Origin of the sequence: Shewanella marinintestina (assembly GCF_023283845.1) — a bacterium.
GTDB lineage: Bacteria > Pseudomonadota > Gammaproteobacteria > Enterobacterales > Shewanellaceae > Shewanella > Shewanella marinintestina.
Genome location: NZ_JAKILC010000017.1, coordinates 37,818 through 61,757 on the forward strand (window position 1 = coordinate 37,818; position 23,940 = coordinate 61,757).

Annotated in this window: 16 protein-coding genes; 9 read left to right on the top strand and 7 right to left on the bottom strand. The window is 42.2% G+C overall.

The features are described from left to right. Positions 1 to 234 precede the first annotated feature (234 nt). Complete coding sequence (gene cysK, locus L2747_RS16650) at positions 235 to 1,203, top strand: cysteine synthase A (RefSeq protein WP_249000132.1); 969 nt, start codon at positions 235 to 237, stop codon at positions 1,201 to 1,203. 64 nt (positions 1,204 to 1,267) lie between these two features. Here cysK and L2747_RS16655 read toward each other — a convergent pair whose 3' ends face one another. Beyond that, positions 1,268 to 1,939, bottom strand: coding sequence for a TetR/AcrR family transcriptional regulator (locus L2747_RS16655; protein ID WP_249000133.1), 672 nt, complete (start codon positions 1,937 to 1,939; stop codon positions 1,268 to 1,270). Between the two features lie 170 nt (positions 1,940 to 2,109). Here L2747_RS16655 and L2747_RS16660 point away from each other — a divergent pair, with 170 nt between their 5' ends. The 3 genes from L2747_RS16660 (at position 2,110) to L2747_RS16670 (ending at position 7,499) form a co-directional block, all read left to right on the top strand. Further along, positions 2,110 to 3,183, top strand: coding sequence for a class I SAM-dependent methyltransferase (locus L2747_RS16660; protein WP_249000134.1), 1,074 nt, complete (start codon positions 2,110 to 2,112; stop codon positions 3,181 to 3,183). A 117-nt stretch (positions 3,184 to 3,300) separates the two neighbouring features. Continuing rightward, positions 3,301 to 4,290: a TDT family transporter gene (locus L2747_RS16665; protein ID WP_249000135.1), complete on the top strand. Its 990-nt coding sequence runs from the start codon at positions 3,301 to 3,303 to the stop codon at positions 4,288 to 4,290. 488 nt (positions 4,291 to 4,778) lie between these two features. Next, positions 4,779 to 7,499, top strand: a complete 2,721-nt coding sequence (locus L2747_RS16670; RefSeq protein ID WP_249000136.1) for a TonB-dependent receptor plug domain-containing protein — start codon at positions 4,779 to 4,781, stop codon at positions 7,497 to 7,499. A gap of 214 nt (positions 7,500 to 7,713) precedes the next feature. Here L2747_RS16670 and yfcC read toward each other — a convergent pair whose 3' ends face one another. The 3 genes from yfcC to focA form a co-directional block, all read right to left on the bottom strand. After that, complete coding sequence (gene yfcC / locus L2747_RS16675) at positions 7,714 to 9,258, bottom strand: putative basic amino acid antiporter YfcC (protein ID WP_249000137.1); 1,545 nt, start codon at positions 9,256 to 9,258, stop codon at positions 7,714 to 7,716. A gap of 158 nt (positions 9,259 to 9,416) precedes the next feature. Further along, positions 9,417 to 10,859 carry a sodium/pantothenate symporter gene (gene panF / locus L2747_RS16680; RefSeq protein WP_249000138.1) on the bottom strand — a complete coding sequence of 481 codons (1,443 nt, stop codon included), beginning with the start codon at positions 10,857 to 10,859 and terminating at the stop codon, positions 9,417 to 9,419. Positions 10,860 to 11,288: 429 nt separating this feature from the next. Continuing rightward, the gene (focA, locus tag L2747_RS16690; protein ID WP_249000140.1) at positions 11,289 to 12,224 is read right to left on the bottom strand and encodes a formate transporter FocA; all 936 of its coding nucleotides are present in this window, start codon (positions 12,222 to 12,224) and stop codon (positions 11,289 to 11,291) included. Positions 12,225 to 13,581: 1,357 nt separating this feature from the next. Here focA and pflB point away from each other — a divergent pair. Continuing rightward, positions 13,582 to 15,864, top strand: a complete 2,283-nt coding sequence (gene pflB / locus L2747_RS16695) for a formate C-acetyltransferase (RefSeq protein WP_249000141.1) — start codon at positions 13,582 to 13,584, stop codon at positions 15,862 to 15,864. A gap of 64 nt (positions 15,865 to 15,928) precedes the next feature. Continuing rightward, complete coding sequence (gene pflA, locus L2747_RS16700; protein ID WP_249000142.1) at positions 15,929 to 16,669, top strand: pyruvate formate lyase 1-activating protein; 741 nt, start codon at positions 15,929 to 15,931, stop codon at positions 16,667 to 16,669. A 23-nt stretch (positions 16,670 to 16,692) separates the two neighbouring features. Here the strand turns inward: pflA and yfbV are convergent, their stop codons facing one another. Beyond that, positions 16,693 to 17,136 carry a terminus macrodomain insulation protein YfbV gene (gene yfbV / locus L2747_RS16705; protein ID WP_249000143.1) on the bottom strand — a complete coding sequence of 148 codons (444 nt, stop codon included), beginning with the start codon at positions 17,134 to 17,136 and terminating at the stop codon, positions 16,693 to 16,695. A gap of 195 nt (positions 17,137 to 17,331) precedes the next feature. On the opposite strand from yfbV, the gene ackA reads away from it, so the two are divergent. Together ackA and pta are read left to right on the top strand one after the other, a co-directional pair. Further along, positions 17,332 to 18,528, top strand: a complete 1,197-nt coding sequence (ackA, locus tag L2747_RS16710; protein WP_249000144.1) for an acetate kinase — start codon at positions 17,332 to 17,334, stop codon at positions 18,526 to 18,528. Between the two features lie 102 nt (positions 18,529 to 18,630). Beyond that, positions 18,631 to 20,778 carry a phosphate acetyltransferase gene (pta, locus tag L2747_RS16715; RefSeq protein ID WP_249000145.1) on the top strand — a complete coding sequence of 716 codons (2,148 nt, stop codon included), beginning with the start codon at positions 18,631 to 18,633 and terminating at the stop codon, positions 20,776 to 20,778. 134 nt (positions 20,779 to 20,912) lie between these two features. On the opposite strand, the gene L2747_RS16720 is transcribed toward pta, so the two are convergent. Beyond that, positions 20,913 to 21,263 carry a putative quinol monooxygenase gene (locus L2747_RS16720; RefSeq protein ID WP_249000146.1) on the bottom strand — a complete coding sequence of 117 codons (351 nt, stop codon included), beginning with the start codon at positions 21,261 to 21,263 and terminating at the stop codon, positions 20,913 to 20,915. 553 nt (positions 21,264 to 21,816) lie between these two features. On the opposite strand from L2747_RS16720, the gene L2747_RS16725 reads away from it, so the two are divergent. Beyond that, entirely contained in the window at positions 21,817 to 22,281 is a 465-nt protein-coding gene (locus tag L2747_RS16725) for a hypothetical protein (RefSeq protein ID WP_249000147.1), read from the top strand. Positions 22,282 to 23,018: 737 nt separating this feature from the next. Here L2747_RS16725 and L2747_RS16730 read toward each other — a convergent pair. Continuing rightward, on the bottom strand, positions 23,019 to 23,936 hold the full coding sequence (locus L2747_RS16730; protein ID WP_249000148.1) for a class I SAM-dependent methyltransferase: 918 nt from the start codon (positions 23,934 to 23,936) through the stop codon (positions 23,019 to 23,021). Positions 23,937 to 23,940 lie beyond the last annotated feature (4 nt).

Below are 23,940 nucleotides of genomic sequence, written 5' to 3' on the forward strand. Positions count from 1 at the left end.
CTTCCCATTAACAGTAAATTCGGGTTAATTAGCTAGGTAAAATTAGACTTTTAAAAGAATGAATTACCTATAAGTTACATTATGTTAACTTAAGAATGGTTCGGTCACACTGATGTTTACGAATAACAGCAAACGCTTTAATAACCAAAAAGAATAACGAAGAACAAACAATCACTTCTAATGTGGCCAAAGGCTATTATGATTTAGCTGTGCATTTAAAGGAGCAAGCAACCCATGAGCAAAATTTTTGAAGATAATTCACAAACAATTGGTAACACCCCTCTTGTCCGTCTTAACCGTGTAAGTAATGGTAGAGTGCTTGCTAAAGTGGAAGCACGTAACCCAAGTTTCAGCATTAAGTGCCGTATCGGTGCAAATATGATCTGGGATGCCGAGAAAAAAGGCACCCTAACTCAAGCACAAGAGCTTATTGAACCAACATCAGGAAACACAGGTATTGCGTTGGCTTATGTTGCAGCCGCTCGTGGGTATAAACTAACTCTAACTATGCCAAACACCATGAGCTTAGAGCGCAGAAAACTGCTGAAAGCATTAGGTGCAAACCTTGTATTAACTGAAGGCGCTAAAGGCATGAAGGGCGCGATTGATAAAGCTGAGGAGATCAGACAATCAAACCCAGAAAAATACGTACTACTGCAGCAATTTAATAACCCTGCTAATCCAGAGATCCATGAGAAGACAACGGGTCCAGAAATTTGGAATGATACCGATGGTGAAGTAGATGTAGTTGTTGCAGGTGTTGGTACTGGTGGCACTATCACAGGTGTTAGCCGTTACATTAAGAATACTCAAGGTAAAGCAATTACATCTGTTGCCGTTGAGCCTGTAGATTCACCTGTTATCCAACAAACTTTATCTGGTCAAACAGTGCAACCTGGGCCTCATAAGATTCAAGGCATTGGTGCGGGCTTTATCCCTGGTAACTTAGATCTGAATCTTGTTGACCGCGTAGAAGCAGTAACCAACGAAGAGTCGATTGAAATGGCACAGCGCTTGATGAAAGAAGAAGGGATTTTAGTCGGTATTTCTTCTGGCGCCGCTGTCGTCGCTGCTAACCGCATTGCAGCATTACCTGAATTTGAAGGTAAGAACATTGTAGTGATCCTACCTTCTGCTGCAGAACGTTACTTATCTTCAGCCTTATTCCAAGGCCAATTTAGTGATGCGGAAAACGTTCAGTAAATTCAGCCTTCGTTAAACAGAACCCCAAGTATTGCTTGGGGTTTTTTATGCCTTTTATCAAACATTAATTTTGTAGTGCCTTAACGATGTGCCCCACCGTTGTGCTAATTATATCAAACACCTCTGTTTCGTTAATCTCTCCACGAATCAGATACAGATACTCTAAGAACTTGATGATGGCTAACACTTGGTGAGCATCTGCGTTGGCAGAGTGAGAGCCTAATGCCCGAAAAAAGTTATCGATACTACTAATAAAACTATTATCAAGCGCTCTAATTGCCGCAGCTAACTGTGGGTTACGAAGCGCCTCTTCATGAAAAGCAGCCTCTAAGATCCTATCGTCCTTATGAGCCAACTGCGCTTTGATATGTTCACAAATGAATTGACTCAATTGCGAGGTAATAAAGTCTTTAACTTGCAGTGAATTAGCGCTTTGCTTTTCGAGTAAGACTTGTTCAACTAATCCATAGCTTTTTTGCTCTAACGCTTTATTCATCCATAAGGTTTTTTCAGCAAAGTAAGTTAACGAATCACTAATAAGATCTTTAATATCGTCAAAATAATAGGTTGTTGACGATAACGGCACCGATGCTTCACTCGCCACAGCTCGGTGCCGAACACCTCGGATCCCTTCTTTGACGATAAGACGTAAAGTGGCTTCTAAAATCTCTATTCTGCGGGCTTGTCCATCGCTTCGATTTGATTGCCGACCAACATAGGTCAATGCTTCCAGCATATTGGCTTCCTTAATTGCTAAAAATGGCCTGCTAACGTTATAAAAGGGCTTCTTCAGCTGTAACAGGCCAACTTAGCACCTGAAGTCAGATCAAGTTCAAACAATAAACAAACTGTAACATGTAAAATGCGCGCCTCACTAATTATGTCATCGCTTATCTCGGTTAACTTATGTCCTTTTATCGCTCTCCTCTTTCTATCAGCGCTTTTGATGCAAAATTTGAAGCTCAGAAAATTGCTTTCGCCCCTATTAGCTTTCAAGTTGCCCGTTGCCTTTTGAAATTTAACCTATTGCAATTAATCTCTGAACACGGTGATAAAGGCTGTAGCCTAGATGCCTTAGCCATGCAGTCTGAACTATCTGAATATGCAATCGGTGTGCTAGTCGATATGGGACTTAGTATGGGTTTGCTTTACCTTAAAGATGATACCTACGTATTGGATAAGATTGGCCACTTTTTATTGCATGACGATATGGCGAAAGTAAACTTAAATTTTACCCATGACGTTTGTTACCAAGGTTTGTTTGAACTAGAGGCTTCTTTATTAGAGGGCAAACCTAAAGGTCTAGCTTCACTTGGTGATTGGCCTACTATTTATCCCGGTTTAAGCCAACTACCAGACGAGATAAAAAAGAGTTGGTTTGAGTTTGATCATTACTATTCAGACCATGCTTTTGAGTCATTGTTGCCATTAATTTTTCAAGCACAGCCTAAGCATATTGTCGATGTGGGTGGTAATACTGGTAAGTGGGCTCTCGCTTGTACTAGTTATAACTCAGACGTACAAGTCACCATAATGGATTTACCGGGACAATTAAAAGTTGCAATGGAAAATGCAGAAAATGCTGGCGTTGAACAGCGAGTACATGCTTTTGTGACAGATCTTTTAGACGAGCAAAAACCTTTTTGTGAAAACGGCGATCTATATTGGATGAGCCAATTCTTAGATTGCTTTTCTGAAGTAGAGATCCTTAGCATATTAAAACGTGCAGCTATGGTTATGAAACCAAATAGTGAGCTGTGTATTTTAGAAACTTTCTGGGATCGCCAACCCTTTGAGGCAGGTGCTTATTGTGTGAATGCAACTTCGCTATATTTTACCGCCATTGCCAACGGTAATAGCCGTATGTATCACAGTAAAACGCTACTTAAATTAATCAGCCAAGCGGGTTTATTTGTAGATGAAGATATCGATAACATTGGTCTTGGGCATACTCTGCTGCGTTGTAAACGCAAGCCTTAACTTCAAGCGAACACGATTATTAAGAAAAATTGAACACAAGATTAACTTAACTTCAATTTTAATTAATGCGCGTGTTCGCTAATATAATCTCATAAAGATTGTTAGAAGGATTTCATTATGACCAGCACAAATAACCAAACTCTTAGACATCGTGTTTCACGTCTACCTAGTCCAATGGCAGGTTTAGCATTAGCTATCGCAAGCCTTGGTTGGGCTTGGGAAAGCATGGTTCCAGGGTTAAATGGTCAAGGTCAACTAGTCGGTGCCTCTATTGCTGCAGTTATGTTGCTGATGTTAGTCGCGAAATTTGTACTTCACCCTAGAGTACTTATTGAAGAGCTGACCCACCCTGTAGTGGGCAGTGTGATCCCTACTTTTGCTATGGGCTTAATGGTTGTCTCTGCAGCTCTGGGGAAATTCAATCATGCTGTTGGCGTCGCTTTATGGTTGACAGCTATCGCCATCCATATCGGCTTTCTAAGCATGTTCATTTATTATCGTGCAATTGACTTTAAACTTGAGCATATGGTACCAAGTTGGTTTGTTCCCCCTATCGGCATTATTGTCGCGGCTGTATCTTTCCCTCATGGCTCTGAAATGCAATATCAATGGCTCGCTGATGCAATATTGATGTTTGGTATGGTGAGCTACTTGGTGATGTTACCTATCATGTTATATCGCCTGATATTTTGTGAGCCAATTGCCGATGCAGCAAAGCCAACAATAGCGATTATGGCTGCGCCTGCGAGCTTATCTCTTGCTGGATACTTAACAATGACCTCGCAGCCATCTCTAATTATTGTAGGAGTATTGTTAACGTTAGCGTTACTGATGACAAGTGTGATTTACTTGGCTTTTTTCCACTTACTAAAACTGCCTTTTTCACCAGGGTATGCGGCATTTACCTTCCCTATGGTGATCGGTGCTACCGCCTTATTTAAAACGGTTAACTGGATAGTCGCTACATTCGGTGCCAACAATGTATCAGCAGATTTGTTAATTACAGCCAAAGTAGAATTAATTGTAGCAACCCTAGTTGTCACTTATGTTGCAACAAAGTACCTGTTTCACTACAAAGGTAGCATCCTTAAGCGCAGCGTAATTTAGTAATCAGGTATATGAGTTTGTTCATTTTTTAATAGGCTGAGCCCAAGGTTATTACTTAGATCTCCTCATATTTTTTTACTTTGCACTTTAAATGCTAAACGCCAAACGTGACCTTCTTCACGTTTGGCGTTTTTTATTCACCCTCATACCAATAAGATTAAACAGCTGTACACTTCCAATAAAAGAAACCATACGGCAAACATTTAGCCCCAAAAAACAAACCTGTAAGTAACGCTAGAAAAACAAACATAACACCCACAGTACAACTAAACACCTAAAGTTAATATTAAGGGTAAAATAAGTTAATCGAGACAACAATAAACCAACAAACCACACCGTAACACACCTGTAAATAGCATGTTGCTCCAGTTATTTACTTGTGTTTATATCCCGCCTCAGGAATAGCTTTTAGATACATTTGCAACATCTTAAAAAGCAAATTCTAAATAAAAAATATAATGATGATGAGTTCCAAGGGAGTAAAAGATATGCAGCTTAACTCAAGATTGGCCAAAGCAATCCGCTTTGCGTTAGCTACAGGTGCCGCAACAGCAGCACTTAGCTCGCCAGTAGTTCTTGCAGCCGATGATGAAAATGTAGAACGTATCCAAGTTACAGGTTCACGTATTCAACGTAGCGATATGGAAACAGCCACACCAGTCACAGTGTTAAGCGCTGATGAAATGTCTAAACAGGGTTTCACTAGCGTTCAAGAGGCATTAGAAAGCCTAACTTCGACAACTGGCGCGATGACAACTCAGTCTGTACACGGATTCACACCTGCAGCATCTTCTATCAGCCTACGTGGTGCAGGTGCAAACCGTACCTTAACCCTTATCAACGGTAAGCGTTTAAACCAATATCCAAAACCCGCTGGCGGAACAGACAACTTTGTTGATACTGCTAACCTGCCTATGGAAGCGGTACAACGAATTGAAATCCTACAATCGGGTGGTTCAGCTATTTATGGTGCTGACGCAGTAGGTGGGGTAATTAACATCATTCTAAAGAAAGATTTTGAAGGTGTAGCCCTTAAATACCGTCATGGCGATACCACTAACGGTGGCGGTGCAAGTGACCGTATTTCTCTATCATTGGGTGCGTCTTCAGACAGAGGTAACGTATCTAGCTTTATCGAATTTACTGACAACCAGTCTCTTTTAGCATCTGACAGAGATAACTTTGGTCTTCATACCGACAATGTTCCACATAGTGAGTTTTCTGGCTACAGCTCATACGGTGCGCGCATTGCAGGTGTTAAGCCTGTAGGCGGCGAAACTCCAACGGGTCAGCGCGTATTAACTGAACAAGAATGTGAAGCTGGCGGATTCCTTTGGACCGGCAGCACTTGTGGTTTCGATCGCTCTGCATGGCGTGATCTTCAACCTGAAAGTACACGTTTTATCAGCTCAACCAACTTCAACTATGAACTAGCTGAAGATGTTAGCTTTGTCGGACGTTTAGATTTTGCAGAAGCTAAGTCTGTTACTAACATCGAGCCTTCAGCATTTGATGATTACGACATCACAGTTGATGGTGACAAACTAACTGTCAGTTATGGTCAAATTGGCAAAGATGGGTACATGAGCAAAGAGTTCGACAAAGACACAGGTCTTGGTGGCGACTTTGCCAATGCAGAAGACGGCTCATATTACTATGCACGTCGTCTACATGAGTTAGGACATCGCTCAACAGAAACCAAAACTCGTAACTACTTCTTTACCGCAGGCTTGGAAGGCTTAATTGCTGACGAATACAGCTGGGATGCATCAGTAAACTACGGTCGCACCAGTGTCGATGTTTTCGGCAGCGGTAACGCGACTGTTGGCGGTATGTTTGACTACATCACTGCAGGCGAAAACGGTAACTCTCTGTTAGAAAATATCTCAGCAGAAGATGCAGATAAAGTGGCTTACAGCTCATTTGAACGTGCTCAGTCTACCCAAAAGAACGTACAAGCAAACATCACAGGTTCCTTATTTGAGATGGATGCTGGCGATGCGATGTTCGCGTTTGGTGCTGAATACACGATTCAAGACTACGAAACAGACTCTGATTCAGAGTCTAAAAATGGCAATATCTTAGGCAAAGGTGGTTCGTCAGGTGCTGGTGAACGCAAAAACTGGGCGACTTATGCTGAAGTTAGCTTCCCTGTATTAGATGATTTAACAATCGATGCAGCACTTCGTTACGACCATTACGATAACTTTGGCGGTAATCTTTCGCCACAAATTGCTGTTGAATACCGCCCTGTTAGAGAGCTGTTAGTTCGTGGTTCTTGGAGCTCAGTATTCCGTGCACCAGATATGCACCGTGTATACGGCGATCCAACAGATGCATTTACGACTGTAATCGACTTTAAGCAATGTGCAGCTATGGGCGGTACACCAGGTACCGTTTATCCTGATGAACTGCTGAATGCGGTATGTAATGAATTACACATTGATACCACAACCGGTGCTAACCAAGAGCTTGATGCTGAGACAGGTTATACAGCTAACATAGGTGCTGTTTGGGGCGGTGATTCATTTGACGCTTCATTTGACTTATGGGAATGGAAACTTGATGACATGGTCAGCGACATCAGCGCTTCTCAAGCCGCTCGTGATTATGAGCTGTATGAAGACATGATCACCCGTGACGACCAAGGTACTATTACTCACATTAATGCTGTTGCACAAAACCTTGCTTACCAAAAGGTTCGCGGTTTAGATTTAACAGCAGGTTATTCTTGGGATCTAAATAGTTTTGGTGAGCTTAAGCTTAACTTTAGCGGTACCTATATCATCAATTCTGAGTACCAGTTAACTTCAACTGATCCTGTTGAAGATGATATCGAAAACGGTGGTTTACCACAGTATCGTGCAAACTTAATCTTGGGTTACTACATTGAAGATTTTGAGGCGACTTTAGGCGCTTACCACACTGCGCGTATGCATGGTGTACAGTACAAATCTTTCAAAGAAGCTGCTGAAAATGCAGGTGAAGCGTTTGTAGAAGAAGATCATGAAGTGGCTTCACAAACTAAGTGGAACCTAACTGCAGGCTACACTATCTCAGAGTCTATTAAGCTAAAAGCAGGTATCATTAACTTGTTTGATGCGGGTCCAAACTTTGACCCAACTGATACTCAGTGGCCTCACTACCCACGTGGGATCTACAATGCTCGTGGTCAAGAGTACTTTATTGAAGGTGAAGTGAAGTTCTAAGCTAAGCTCACTTAACCTGATAGTATTTTAAACGGCACCTTAGGTGCCGTTTTTTTATGTCTAAAGTAAGGCCACCTAAATGACTAAAATCAAAAAATTTTTGATGAGAAAATAATTAAAAATATAATGCCAATCTATAATTGTGTTTAATAAAAAGCTCCCAGAAAGGGAGCTTAAACAGCGTTATGTAAAAGTATCGTGCTCTATTTAATCGTTAGCTAAAACCCAAGTAATGCGCACCAATAACGATAACACTTGAAACAACAAATAACGCTAACATGAAACGCCAGATAAACTTAAGCCACTGTCCCCAGTCAACGCGGCAGACACCTAAGGTCGCCATCAAAGAAGCTGAAGTCGGTACTAAAATATTGGTAAAGCCGTCACCAAGTTGAAACGCAAGTACAGATACTTGCCGCGTAACCCCCACAAGATCGGCTAACGGTGCCATTAGCGGCATAGTTAACGCTGCTTGGCCTGATCCTGATGTTACAAAGAAATTAAACACCGACTGGAACACATACATAAACCAAGCAGACATCACACTTGGCAACTGGCCAATAAACTCACCAGCCTTACTCAAAATGGTATTGAGCACACTTGGAGTCGAAGCATCACCACCGCCAAGTAATAATAAAATACCGGAGGCACAACCAACCAGTACAGCCGGCTCCAACATGGTTGCAGCGCCCCGCTTAAAGCTTACCGCGACCGTATTAATGTCCATTTTATTAAGTTTAAACACCACACCAATAATACCGACAACAATACCCATAGTGAAAAACTGGCTGGCGATTTCAGGGATAAACCAGGCTTGGGTAACCACGCCCCAAATAATCCAAGCAACGGTAGCAAAAATCGTCAACAGCACTAAAATATCGCCGAGATTAAAACGACTATCTAACTTGGCTTCTTTTTGATTTTCTCTAAAATAGCTATCACTTTGATAACTGTATGAGTGCAGAGGGTTAGCTTTTACTTTTGCGGCGTAACTTAAGGTAAAAATTAGCCCCATTAAGGTAAAGACCGTCCACATAATAAAGCGGACACCCGCTCCAGAAAGTACCGGAACGCCAGCAATACCTTGAGCGATTGCAACACTAAATGGATTCATCCACGATGCGGCAAAACCTATTTGGGTGGCAACATAAGTCACCATAACAGTTGTTATACCGTCATAGCCTAAACGGATCATCAGTGGACAAATGATAATCGCAAATGCGATGGCCTCCTCGCCCATGCCAAATACTGCACCGCCTAACGAAAACAGGATGAAGATAACCGGTATAAACAGCCCCTCTTTGCCCCGTGTCACATCAATCAGCTTTAATATGCCGTTGTCTATGGTGCCTGTAGCCATGACAATGCCAAACGCACCACCAATAACCAACATAAACATGATCACGCCAATAGCGCTGCCCCATTTTGAGCCCGATACCAAACCTTCAAAGGCAAAATTAAAAAAGCCTGCGCCGCCATGTCCTTCAAATAAGGCAACGGGCTTTAAAATGGGCTCTCCTGCATCATCAACTTCAAAGGCAAAAGAGTTTGGATCAATAACGCTACGACTTTTTTCAACTCCGTCAACAACATAAGTCACTTCCTGAGTGTCAAAAGAGCCTATCGGTACAAAGTAAGTCAGAACGGCTGCCGCAATGGCGACAAAAAAGATGATGACGAGAGTGTCAGGCATTTTCCACCTTACACCAGAGGCAGTTGCTTGCTCGTTGCTAGTATTTATTGGGCTAACAGGATCCATTTTGCTTCCACTTTATTATTATATGGCGGCAAATATAAACCAATGTCTAGCCCTTGACCAGCATGGGGTTAACCTATTTATGTACAACTAACATTAAGCCATAACATTAGCGTTTCATAAGTTATACCTTTACTTAGGGATTAATACAGCCCCTCGTATTACTGATTAGTCACAGTTCGTTTAGCAAGCGCATGTTCGATGATATGATTGAGCAGCAACATAGATAGTGAAAACACCAGTGCAGGAACAATTGGATGTATACCCGCTTGCAAGGGGATTTGTAGCTGTAAGGCCAAATAACTCAGCATTCCGCTGCACATAGCAATCAAAGCCGACTGACCACTGACACTAGGGAAAAATAGTCCGGCTATTATAGGCCATAAAAAAACGGCCTGCAGAGCACCAAATGCCGCAAGGTTTATCCACACAATCATGTCTGGTGGCTCTATTGCCCAAAAACAAGCTAATGCCGTGATGACAATCATCATTACTTGCGTTAATCGAACTTGATGAGTAGGAGTCATATTGGGTCTAGTTTTTACAATGCCGTCACGCACGATACTCACTGCAGATTGCAATAACATTGAGTCCACTGATGACATTACTGCCGCAATAGGGGCTGCCAGTAAAATCCCAGCCCAAAACGGCGTCATCAGTTGCGCAATTAGCGTTGGCATGATTTGATCTGGGATCACTAATTCAGGAAAAAGAATGCGACCTAGAAAACCACATAGATGTGGGATGAGTGTCATTAAAAAACAGATTAATGTTCCCCAAATCATGCCACGCTTCAATGATTTACTATCTTTCACCGCAAGCAACCTGACAATAGTATGTGGTAAACCCATAGTTCCAAAGCAAATTAACACCCAAAACGACAACATCATAGGCCAGCCAAGGGCATCACCGACTCCATGAGGACTGAGTAATTCAGGTGTATTTGAGGTCTCAGATGCAAGCTTGCTCGCTAAATCTGGCTGAGTAAGAATAACCATCAACAAGATAATTAACCCCATCAGCATTACCATGCCTTGCAGCGCATCAGTTAAAACTACAGCGCGAAAGCCACCGGTTAATGTATAAGCCAGCACGGTTACGACAAACACACCGAGACCTAATTCATAACTTATGCCAGTAACACCTGAAAGCAAACGCGCACCGCCAATAAATTGCACCGCAATCATAGCCACAAAGCCAATCACTAAACTTAGCATAGCTATACTACTTAACCAGCTGTTGTTATAGCGATTGTCTAACCATTCAATAATGGTGCTGTATCGTTGTTTTTGCGCTAAAAACTTAGGCCCTAATACACCTAACGTTAAAATAACCACTGGCACTTGGATCACAGCAAGCCATACCCAGCCTAAGCCGTATTTATAAGCAGCCCCAGGACCACCAATAAATGACCCGGCACTGGTGTAGGTTGCAACAAGTGTTAACGCTAATAATGGACCACCAAGAAAAGCACCACCTATGAAAAAACGTTTCGCTTTATCATCATTAAGTAATGCTGACTGGCTAGATTGACGGGCACTCCAGATTCGAGTGATCACTAAGCTAAGCGCTAAATAAATTAATACCGGAATTAAGCTAGTCATTATGTTTTTCAGTCATACGGCTCAGCAACCAACTAAGGCTGACTATCAATAGTATTGGCGCAGCAATACAGGAAAGCCAAAACCATAAGGGTAAACCATACCAAGTTCCAAAGTGTTGCAACCATAAAGGGCCGGCACACCAAAGGAAAAAGTAACTAAAAGCGAGTAACAATGAGGTTTTTGTAAGTAAACTCATATATGAGGAGCGCCACTGCTGGTGTAAGCCGTAAATTTTAATCAATAATAATCAGCGATACCAGCTATCTGCGGGCCATTTAGTAAAAACATGATTCGCGTTCAATTCTCATCACTAATAAAAACCTACGGATCATTATATAAAGTCACTAAATACTGTTTTCGTAACCAATAAAAAAGCAGCTCATCTGAACTGCTTTATTTAAGAAAAACCTAACACCTAGTAACCAAGCACTAACGCTTACTTGCAGAGTCCGCACGAGTCGTTGCATCAACAAACTGCGTGCTTTCATTAACTGATTGAGTTGTTAGCGCGCTGTTTTCTACCATCCAATAGCCCAAGCCTACAAATACACCGCCACCGACAATGTTACCTAACGTGACAGGGATAAGGTTATTGAAGACAAAGTTCATTATCGTTAAATCAGCAAACTTATCACGGCTAATGTTTAATGCTTCAAACCAGGCAGGATCAGCAAACTGGTGAATAGTGATCCCTAGCGGTACCATAAACATATTGGCGATGCTGTGCTCAAATCCACTGCTAACAAACATAGCAACTGGCAACATAAGCAGTACAACTTTAGTTAAAATGTCTTTGGTGGCAAATGTCATCCATACACCAAGGCAAACCATCATGTTACATAAAATCCCCAAGACAAATGCTTGAGTCCAGCTGTGATGCAATTTATGTTGTGCAATATTCAGTGCACTTAATCCCCAACGTCCACCATCGAGTTGGTACATCCCGGCTAGCGTGATGAGTAACACCATCAACATAGCGCCAACAAAGTTACCGGCATACACGCGTGCCCAGCACTTAATTACCGCTAGGGTACTAACCTTTTTCTGTGCCCAAGCAACGCTACTAAGCACTGTGCTGGTGAATAACTCCCCACCACAAACCACAACTAGGATCAGACCTAAACTGAACGCTAAACCGCCAATAAAACGTGTTAGCCCCCAAGAACCTTGGCTACCGGTAGTGACGGTAATATAAAAAACAAAAGCCAAAGCAATAAAAGCACCCGCAAAAATAGCGAGTCCAAAAGATTGCTTCTTAGACTTGAAAACTTTATCTGCGCCATAACTCGCAGCTTGTTCAACGAGGCTCAATTTAGCTGCAGACAAAGTGTCAGGTGCCTTGTTTGGCTGGTGATTCACAGTCATTTAATCCACCCAATATGGTTACGTCTGTCAAAACCGAATACAAATAACATAAACTATCTCCACAACCCCAATATTCATCAATCACTTACAGTCTAAACAAGACTTAAAAATACAGAACCAAAACCGGTATGTTCAATGAGGGCTAGCGCCTCAAAGGTAAATTGGTCATACCAATTTGATTTTATGTAAGCCAAGATAACATAGCTGTAAAATAAAGGCATTAAAAACGCCTTACTAATATAGCAAAATATGATCATAGTTTAATCTAGATCTAATTATGACGAGTTTATCCCATTCATTTATGTCGATTCGTTGATGGGAAGAGCCATTTATTGCAATACAATCGCCCTGCTGCACTGGTTTTTCTCGGTTACAGATATACAAAAAAAACATATCTTTTGTGATAACGGATGCTATTCGGAATAGGTTGCAGCTGCTTTATAATCACTAAAAAAATCTCCAAATTTATCCGTGTCGCCTATAGCCATTATTCATTAGCCAGCCAAAAGCCCACTCGACTATCGCGGTAGCACTTTCCCTTATCGCAACATGCCATTTCCAGTTAAAGCTGTAATATCACTCTCACAAAATATGACCTGAGCAGTTTTGCCGTATTGCCCCTAAAACCGGTAAATACATACAGGTTACAAGTTAGCAACCTCACACCGACTAGAGCATTAAAGATAGTGGTTTATTGTCTTAGCTAAACAATTAAATGACCACTTTGTTGATTACTACAGCTTGACTAACACATTTGGCAGTTATTTTTTAGCCAAGTTGATTCATATGTATTCAACTTCAAGCTCACAATTAAATGCTTACTAACTAGACCGACATTGGTAACAGAGGTAATTTTTCATCTATAATTTCGATGCTATTTATAGTGCTTTTATTGTTAAAGCATTATTTCTAGCAAGAAGTTAGCTTGATATTGAAACTCTGAGCATAGGCTTACATATTTACTTTAAGTAACTTGCGAAAATCAGACCAGTTTTAAACTCAAGCAATAAACCTGAGACACTAAAAGCAGCTATCGTTCAAAAAGTGCTACCTCGGTAACAGTTTTTGCATTTCTCAGCCAGATGAAGACTGATTTAAGTGCAGTGCATCCTAGGTTATGCTAATATAATCATGGTTAATTGGTCTTACCAATTTTAATCTTCAGCCAGAGATGAGTGCTGGAGAATACAAGACAATTGAACTGAACAGATTACTGCGAAGTGAAATTACTTCGAAACGCGTCAATATGAATTCATGTTTAACGCGTTTAAGAATTTACTATTGGTGTATCGCACGCCTCATTTAGAGCCAATATCGATACCCAACAACCTTATCTCAAACAGAAGGTAATTGTACGATGACCGAAAAAACTGAACAGTTTGCAACCGCGTGGGCAGGTTTCACCGCTGGCGATTGGAAAACTGAAGTCAATGTGCGTGACTTTATTCAAGCTAACTACACTCCTTATGAAGGCGATGAGTCTTTCCTTGCTGGTGCTACTGAAGCAACAACCGAACTTTGGGACAAAGTTATGGTTGGCGTTAAAGAAGAAAACCGCACTCACGCTCCTGTAGATTTTGATACTTCACGTGTATCAACAATCACTTCTCACGAAGCGGGTTACATTACTAAAGATCTAGAAACTATCGTTGGTTTACAAACAGAAGCTCCGCTTAAGCGCGCTATGTTGCCAAACGGTGGTATTCGTATGGTTGAAAGTTCTTGCGCTGCATACGGCCGTGAACTAGACGCTGACGTTAAATACGTATACTCAGAGCTACGTAAGACACACAACCAAGGTGTGTTCGATATCTACACGCCAGAAATCATGCGTTGTCGTAAGTCTGGCGTTTTGACTGGTTTACCAGATGCATACGGCCGTGGTCGTATCATTGGTGACTACCGTCGTGTAGCGCTATACGGTATTGATTTCCTAATGGCGGACAAGTTTGCTCAATTCAGTTCACTTCAGTCTGACTTCGAAACTGGCGAAAACTTGTCTTACACTATGCAACTTCGTGAAGAAATTGCAGAGCAGCATAAAGCTCTAGGTCAAATGAAGAAGATGGCAGCAAGCTACGGCTTCGACATCTCTCTACCTGCGACTAATGCTCAAGAAGCTATTCAGTGGACTTACTTCGGCTACCTAGCTGCAGTTAAGAGCCAGAATGGCGCCGCTATGTCTTTAGGTCGTACTTCTAGCTTCCTAGATATCTTCATTGAACGCGACATCAAAAATGGCGTGATCACTGAGCAACAAGCTCAAGAAATGGTTGACCATTTCGTAATGAAGTTACGTATGGTTCGTTTCCTACGTACTCCAGAATACGATGAGTTATTCTCTGGTGACCCAATCTGGGCGACTGAGTCTATCGCTGGTATGGGTCTTGACGGTCGTACTCTAGTCACTAAGTCTAGCTTCCGTTTCCTACACACATTGTACAACATGGGTCCTAGCCCAGAGCCGAACATCACGGTTCTATGGTCTGAGCAATTACCGCTAAACTTCAAGAAGTATGCGTCTAAAGTATCTATCGATACTAGCTCTATCCAGTACGAAAACGATGACCTAATGCGTCCAGATTTCGAATCTGACGATTACGCTATCGCTTGTTGTGTAAGCCCAATGGTTGTTGGTAAGCACATGCAGTTCTTCGGCGCGCGTGCAAACCTTGCTAAGACTATGCTGTATGCAATCAACGGCGGTGTTGACGAAAAACTTAACGCTCAAATCGGTCCTAAGTCAGCTCCAATCACTGACGAAGTACTAAACTTTGATGACGTTATGGGTCGTTTAGACACTATGATGGACTGGTTAGCAACACAATATGTGTCTGCACTAAACGCTATCCACTTCATGCACGACAAGTACTCTTATGAATCTGCTCTAATGGCACTTCATGACAGAGATGTACGTCGTACTATGGCGTGTGGTATCGCAGGTCTTTCTATCACTGCTGACTCTTTAGCTGCTATCAAGTACGCTACTGTTAAGCCAATCCGTGATGAAAACGGTATTGCTGTAGACTTCGACATCGAAGGCGACTATCCAAAGTTCGGTAACAACGACCCACGTGTTGATGATATCGCTACTGAATTAGTTGAGCGCTTCATGGCTAAGATCCGTCGCATGAAGATGTACCGCAACGCGATCCCAACACAGTCTATCTTAACCATTACTTCTAACGTTGTTTACGGTAAGAAGACGGGTAACACACCTGACGGTCGTCGTTCTGGCGCGCCATTTGCTCCAGGTGCTAACCCAATGCACGGTCGTGATGAAAAAGGCGCTATCGCTTCTTTAACATCTGTTGCTAAACTACCATTTGCTCACGCTCAAGACGGTATTTCTTACACCTTCTCTATCGTACCTAACGCACTAGGTAAAGATGATGATGCACGTAAGACTAACCTTGCAGCGCTTATGGATGGTTACTTCGCTCACAACGATAACCGTGAAGGTGGTCAACACTTAAACGTTAACGTTATGAACCGCGAAATGCTTGAAGACGCAGTAGTTAACCCAGATAAGTACCCACAGTTAACTATCCGTGTTTCTGGTTACGCAGTACGTTTTAACTCGCTAACACCAGAGCAACAGCAAGACGTTATTACCCGTACCTTTACTAAAGGTCTGTAAGTTTAATTAAGTGTCGATTGGGCTGATGCTAGGCTAAGCCAGCATCAGCTAAACAGGAGTATAGATGGCAGTTATCGGTCGGATTCATTCAATAGAATCTTTTGGAACAGTAGATGGTCCGGGCATTCGGTTTATCACCTTTATGCAAGGCTGCTTAATGCGCTGTCTATACTGCCATAACCGCGACACTTGGGACTTACACGGTGGTAAAGAAATGAAAGTCGATGACTTAATGAGTCAAATCATTAGTTATCGACCTTTTCTTGAAGCCAGTGGCGGTGGTGTGACCGCAAGTGGCGGCGAAGCAATTTTACAAGCAGACTTCGTAGCTGAGCTTTTCAAAGCCTGTAAAAAAGAAGGTATTCATACCTGTCTTGATACCAACGGTTTTGTTCGTAAACACACACCGATTATCGATGAATTACTCGATAACACAGATTTGGTGATGCTAGATATCAAACAGATTGATGATGCAAAGCATATCGATCTAACCAATGTCAGCAACCAGCGTACGCTTCAGTTTGCAGAATACCTGCACAAGCGTGGGCAAAAAACTTGGATTAGATACGTGGTAGTTGGTGGTTACACCGACGATATCCCATCAGCGCAGGCTCTTGCTGAATTTATTCAACCTATGACTAACGTGGAAAAGGTCGAGTTACTCCCTTATCACGAACTAGGTAAGCATAAGTGGGAAGCGATGGGAGAGAAATATGAACTTAATGATATTTCTCCACCTAGTAAAGAGACCATGGAACTGATAAAGCAAACTTTTACCAATTTAGGTATTAACGCAGTTTATTAATATTGCGGGGAAAACGGGAAGTGCTACAGCTCTTCCCAATAGCTAGCGTCTAAGCGCTCGAAAGCGGCCTTTAAAATGAGTGCCATATCGAAATAACATGCTTTAGCGCCAAGCGGTCGGCAATTAACACCTAATTGGATTAATTTAGTCGACAATTGGTTGCCCCAATCAAGTAATGAAAGCGGCAGTGGATGGCGAGCACGCCAACCTAACCAAAGTAAGCCTTGAATAGGCAAGCTGATAAAGAATAACGCGATAGTTATCGCCTGGGGTAAATAGCTCCAACCGTGCAAGTATAGCTGACTCGCTGCCGCTAATATGGCCAATAATGGCATTAACGGTAGAGCAAGTTTAGTGGCTCGCATAACGCGATACTCAGGAAAGTAAAAACTGAGTTGTCGAACCATAGGCCAAGTCTTCATATAACGACGACCTTCGCCCAAGGTTTTGAGAACTTGAATGCTCAAAGATGGCACCTATAAATAAAAAGAACAGCCTAACTTTAGCATAAACACTCAGCATGCCCCAAGGGCTAGCGCAGAGTAAGACACAAATTTTGCTCTTTTGAAGAGCATACTTTACGACTTCGGCTATAGTTGCCATAGAAGTTTTGTTACTGGGTGGATCAAACGGATCCACTATTTATTGCAAAAGGTTTAAACATGTCAAACAAACTGGTACTGGTGCTTAACTGTGGTAGTTCATCTCTTAAGTTTGCCGTTATTGATGCGCTAACTGGTGATGACCAAATTTCAGGTCTAGCTGAATGTTTTGGTCTTGAAGATTCAAGAATCAAATGGAAAGTTAATGGCCAGAAAAGTGAAGCTAGCCTAGGTGCTTTCACTGCTCACAGAGAAGCTGTTGAATACATTGTTAACGACATTCTAGGTGCTCACCCAGAAATCGCTGCCGAGATCCAAGCAATTGGTCACCGTGTAGTACACGGCGGTGAGAAATTCACTCGCTCAGTAATCATTGACGAATCAGTTATTCAAGGTATTGAAGACTGTGCAACTTTAGCACCTCTTCACAACCCAGCTCACCTAATCGGTATTCGTGCAGCGCAAGCATCATTCCCTGCACTACCACAAGTAGCTGTGTTTGATACTGCGTTCCACCAGACTATGCCAGAAAAAGCATACATCTACGCACTGCCATACAAGCTATACCGCGAAAATGCTATCCGTCGCTATGGCATGCACGGTACTAGCCACCTATTCATCAGCCGCGAAGCCGCTGCTGCACTAGGTAAAGACGAAGCTGACACAAACATCATTTGTGCTCACTTAGGTAACGGCGCATCTGTTACTGCTATTAAAGGCGGTAAGAGTGTTGATACTTCTATGGGTCTAACTCCACTAGAAGGTTTGGTAATGGGTACACGTTGTGGTGACGTTGATCCTTCAGTTATCTTCCACCTAGTTAACCGTTTAGGTTACACACTAGACGAAGTTGAGTCAGTACTTAACAAGCAAAGTGGTCTGCTAGGTATTTCTGAACTAACTAACGATTGCCGTGGCATCGAAGAAGGTTTCGAGCAAGGTCATAAAGGCGCAACGCTAGCACTAGAAATCTTCTGCTACCGTTTAGCTAAGTACATCGCTTCTTACACAGTGCCACTAGAGCGTCTTGACGCAGTTGTGTTCACTGGTGGTATCGGTGAAAACTCTGATCTAATCCGTGAGAAAGTTCTTAATTCTCTAGCGATCTTCAACTTCAACGTTGATAAAGAGCGTAACGCTGCAGCTCGTTTCGGTAACGGTGGCCAAATCACTACTGATGAAGGTACTGTTGCTATGGTTATCCCTACTAATGAAGAGTGGGTTATTGCGCAAGACGCAATCGAGCTAATCAAGTAATAAAGCAAGATAATACGGCTAATACTCAGTATTAGCCGTAGTTAGCGCAGTAAAGATTTTAGTCATACTTTGTATGGCATCACCGAGTTCCAAGAGGTCAATATGTCTCGTAACATTATGCTCATTCCAGTGGGTACCGGCGTTGGTTTAACTTCCATCAGCCTAGGTATGGTTCGTGCACTTGAACGCCATGGCGTTAAAGTACGCTTTTTCAAGCCAATCGCCCAACAACGTCCAAACGACAATGGTCCAGAGCGCTCTACGACAATTCTGAGCAAGTCTCCAACTGTTAATCCACTCGAGCCATTCGAGATGGATCACGCAGAAAAGCTAATTCGTGCAGACCAAACTGACGTGTTGATGGAGCAAATTATTGCTCGTGCAACAGAATGTGCTGATGATACTGAAACCTTGATCGTTGAAGGTTTGGTGCAAACTCGTAACCATCCTTTCTCTAGCGATGTTAACCACGCAATCGCTAAAGCACTTGATGCAGACATCATTTTTGTTGCTACACCAGGCAACGAAAGCGCTACAGCATTAATGAACCGCCTAGAGATTTCTCATAACTCTTGGGGTGGATCTGAAAACAAGCGTCTAATTGGTGCCATTATCAATAAAATTGGCGCTCCAGTTGATGACGAAGGTCGTGCGCGCCCTGACCTATCAGAAGTATTTGACCATGACGAAATGCCGCGTCCAGACGCAGCAAGCATGTTCCAACTTCCAGGTAAGAGCCCACTACGTATTTTAGGTAGCGTGCCTTACAACCTAGATCTTGTTGCCCCACGTGCATCTGATCTGGCTAAGCACTTAAGCGCTAAAATCATCAACGCTGGTGAGATGAACACTCGTCGTATGCGTAAGGTGACTTTCTGTGCTCGTAGCATTCCTAATATGGTTACCCATATTAAAACTGACTCACTACTAGTGACTTCAGGCGACCGCTCAGACGTTATCGTATCTGCATGTCTTGCATCTATGAATGGCGTTAAAGTTGGCGCACTACTACTAACTGGCGGTTATGAGCCAGAGCCACAAATCATGGAGCTTTGTGAACAAGCTTTTGAAACCGGCTTACCAGTATTCTTAATCGATACTAACACTTGGCAAACAGCGCTAAACATCCAGCGTTTCGATCACGAAGTGCCTGTAGATGACGCTGTACGTATTGAACAAGTTCAAGAATACGTTGCCAGCCACATCGACCAAAACTGGGTTGAGAGCATCACTAAGAACTCTCCACGTGAACACCGTCTATCGCCACCTGCATTCCGTTACAAGCTAACTGAACTTGCTCGTGCTGCGCGTAAGACTGTTGTACTGCCAGAAGGTGATGAGCCAAGAACAATCGAAGCTGCAGCTATTTGTGCTGAACGTGGTATCGCTCGTTGCGTGCTTTTAGGTAACCGCGAAGAGATCGAGCGTATTGCCAGCCAACAAGGTGTTGTATTAGGTGAAGGCGTAGAAATCGTTGATCCTGAAACATCACGCAGCCGTTACGTTGAAGCTATGGTTGAGCTACGTCGTGGTAAAGGCCTAACTGAAGTTGTTGCTAAAGAGCAATTAGAAGACAACATGGTACTGGGTACTATGATGCTTGCTCAAGGCGAAGTAGACGGTATTGTTTCTGGTGCGGTTAACACCACAGCGAACACAATTCGTCCACCACTACAGTTAATCAAAACTGCACCAGGTTCAAACCTAGTCTCGTCTATCTTCTTCATGCTAATGCCTGATCAAGTATACATCTACGGTGACTGTGCGATTAACCCAGATCCAAGCGCTGAGCAGTTAGCTGATATCGCGATTCAATCTGCAGAATCTGCAATTGCATTTGGTATTGAGCCACGCGTTGCAATGATCAGTTACTCTACCGGTAGTTCAGGTACAGGTTCAGACGTTGATAAAGTTCGTGAAGCGACTCGTATTGCTCAAGAAAGACGTCCAGATCTCATGATCGACGGTCCTCTACAGTACGATGCGGCAGTGATGCCAAACGTTGCTCGCTCTAAAGCGCCTAACAGCCCTGTTGCTGGTCAAGCGACTGTATTCGTATTCCCAGATCTAAACACGGGTAATACAACATACAAAGCGGTACAACGTAGTGCTGACTTGATCTCTATTGGTCCAATGCTTCAAGGTATGCGTAAGCCTGTGAACGATCTATCACGCGGCGCGCTAGTAGACGATATCGTTTACACCATCGCTCTAACTGCGATTCAAGCGGCTCAAAACGAACAAGCTTAATTAGCCTCGTTTTAATCCCAATAAAAAGCCTGCATTTGCAGGCTTTTTTGTATTTAAATTTTTATTAAGTCAGCTTATTCTTAAAAACGTATTACCTAGAAACTACTCAGAAAGCAGACTATTAATAGACAGAACTACTTATAAACCGGGCTATCGTAATGGTGTCCTTCATCACTGTAAGCGGTAACGATTGCATCTTCCACTAAGCCTGTTTCAGCTTGCACTTGAGTTTCAAAAAAGTTCTTAATTTGCTGGCGGTTACCGTGAGCAGCCCAGGCTTCAGCATTTTGCCAGATCTCGTTAAACACAATCGGATATTCATTACGCGTGGCACTAGGATGGTCAATCTGACGGGTGAGCATATATTGAATACATCCCTCTTCCCGGTATGAGTCCGGCTCTAGTGCCTTTAATACCTCAAACAACTCAGACTCCTTACCCGGCTTTGGTTTAAATTGAGCTAAAACATAAACGCGACTAGACATAATAAATCCCCTGTACTTAATCATTTCATCGATAATAGAGGAGTTTTATAGCAAATAATAGCAAGGTGATAAATGTGGCGTTAAATTAGCTATGTAACTTTTATTGATAATAACAAGTAGCATATTTACGCGCATAAACGGTACAAAGACACAGCTTTAAACGTTGCTAAAACCCAATAGAGCCCAACAAACAATGCCACTACTTTTGCGTATTTTCTAACTATGAAGACGGGATAAAAACGATCCCGAGATCTTTTAAGGATAAAGAATTGAGATGATTCAGGCAGAAATTAACAAGATAAATATTAGACAAAACATAATGTATCAAAAAATAACCAGCACTTTTACCAGTTAAATATCAGCAACTTAACCATGTTAAAAATAGTCTTCAACATGGTTATCCACAGATTCTGTGGATAACCTTTTTAAGTCATCCATACAGATATGCCTCAGATCTTCTTTTAGGTCAAGCTTTAGATAAGATCTAAGCTGATTTTCTTGCGTTAGCCCTTGATAATCGTGATACTGAGTAAAATTCTTAATTAATGAAAACATGATTAAAATTGTCATTTTGATTATTACTTGTTTCGGCCTTTCTGCTTGTAATCCATCAGAGAACGCTAGTAAAGATATTAGCGCTGATGCTAAGCCTTCCCTTCGAACTCCTGAATTATCGTCTCTAGGCTTTCTTAACGCAGTCTATAATGACAAAGATATCGAGAAAGCAAAATTTTACGTTGACGAACCTTTAAAAGAGCTCCTCGGTCATTACTATATTGCTGCTGCGGTGCAACGCAACATGCTCAATTTATCGATGGCTCACGTAGAGCTTGAGGTTGACGAAATTGATATTGATTTCTTTCGTAAGTTTACAGACGATGTAACTGTTATTGTAAAAATGAAAGGCCTACGTGGCGGACAGCATTGGGTGGACGATAGAACATTACGCCTAAATAAGCGCAACGGTAACTGGATAATTGTCGAAATAATGCCAGAAAAGCGGCAAGTGAACGGCTAAACCTTATTATCAATCATCCGCTGTCAATATTGCACCCACTTGCACGATCAAAAGTATTACAGTGAGCAGGCGTTACCTATCTTATACCAATCAATATGGTGACGGTTTCTTATGCTAGTTTAGCGACAAACCAACAAAAAATAGCAACCCTTAGGTTGCTATTTTGTCTTAAGACTCTAGTTACAGTTTGTCGTGTTCCACGCTATAACTGAGTTCTTAGCAATTTTCCTTAATCTAAAAACGCTTCTTCATCCATTTCAACTGGTAGAGACTCTAACATCTCATCTTGTAGTTGGTAATATGCGCCTTCATATTCCTGAATTTCCATAACGACTCCGGATCTTTGATTAAGGTGTAGGGTAAAGAGGCATGTCATCAAAAGTGTGACATTTAGCCTTTTTTCAAAAATATGCCAAATATGCATAGTTCTTAATTCGGAGTATAACAGTTCGTCAGCAGCACTTACAGAAAACTTTCACTATTATTCTAAAAAAACAGCAAAAAACACCTAAAACCCTCTAAAAAGCATCAATAACGGTTACCAGAAGTGAAAGGCTTTCAGTTTAATATTCACTTTTACGCTTAACAGCCTACTTTTTTGTGTTCAAATATTATACTAACCGTTCCACTTTTCGCCCTTTACCTCACCCCATTAGGTTATAGATAGGCTTATTTAGCACAAAACAGGCATAAAAAAGGCCAAACATCTTGTTTGGCCTATCGCTACTTTCTAAAAACTAGCACAGTGCTTGCTTGCGGTACCTAAGCACTTTTAACGCTTTATTAGGATCGACATCTTCAAACACTGCAGGGTTAGCCAGTTGCTCACAAAAAACCAAGCTTGGGCTGTACTCCTCAACCTGCTGCATTAAGAAATCAATACTCAATTCTGGTGCATTAAGGCACAGTAACATATCACCATCATCGGTTAATAACTCAGGCAAACGTTTTAGTAATCGAGCATAATCTTTAGTGGCAACAAAACTGCCCTTTTGATTACTTGGCGGATCGGCAACGATTAGCTCATAAGGCCCAAGCTTGGTTAACTTACCCCAAGACTTAAAAATGTCATGGCCTAAAAAGCGCGCCCCGGCTTTAAAATCATTCAGAATGTGGTTTTGCTTACCGATGGATAAAGCACCTTTACTCATATCGATATTAACTACTTCATCGGCTTTACCTTGCAGAGCAGCAACCGAGAAGCCACAGGTATAAGCAAATAGATTCAACACTTTTTTATGCGCGCTGTTTTCACGCACCCACTGGCGACCATTTGCCATATCCAAGAACAAACCATGATTCTGGCCGCGTAATAGATGCACTTGAAAACAAGCACCATTTTCAGTCACAATGTGCTTTTCAGGCACCTCACCCTTTAGGATCTCAGTGTGTGTTTCACCGCCACGACGGTACTGGAATACCAAATTTAATGGCTCATCACCTTTTACTTCAAGCCAGCGCTGCTCAATAGCTTCGCATAAACTGTTGAGCTCTGAAGTTTCTAGTACTTTAAAACTGGTTAACAGCACCACAGGCGCAAACCAATCCATACACAAATGCTCACAGCCAACAAAACGCTCGCCTCGCCCGTGAAATAAACGCGTAACATCTTGTGGAAACTCTACCTGTTTTACTGCTTCAATAAATAACTGCATCAAG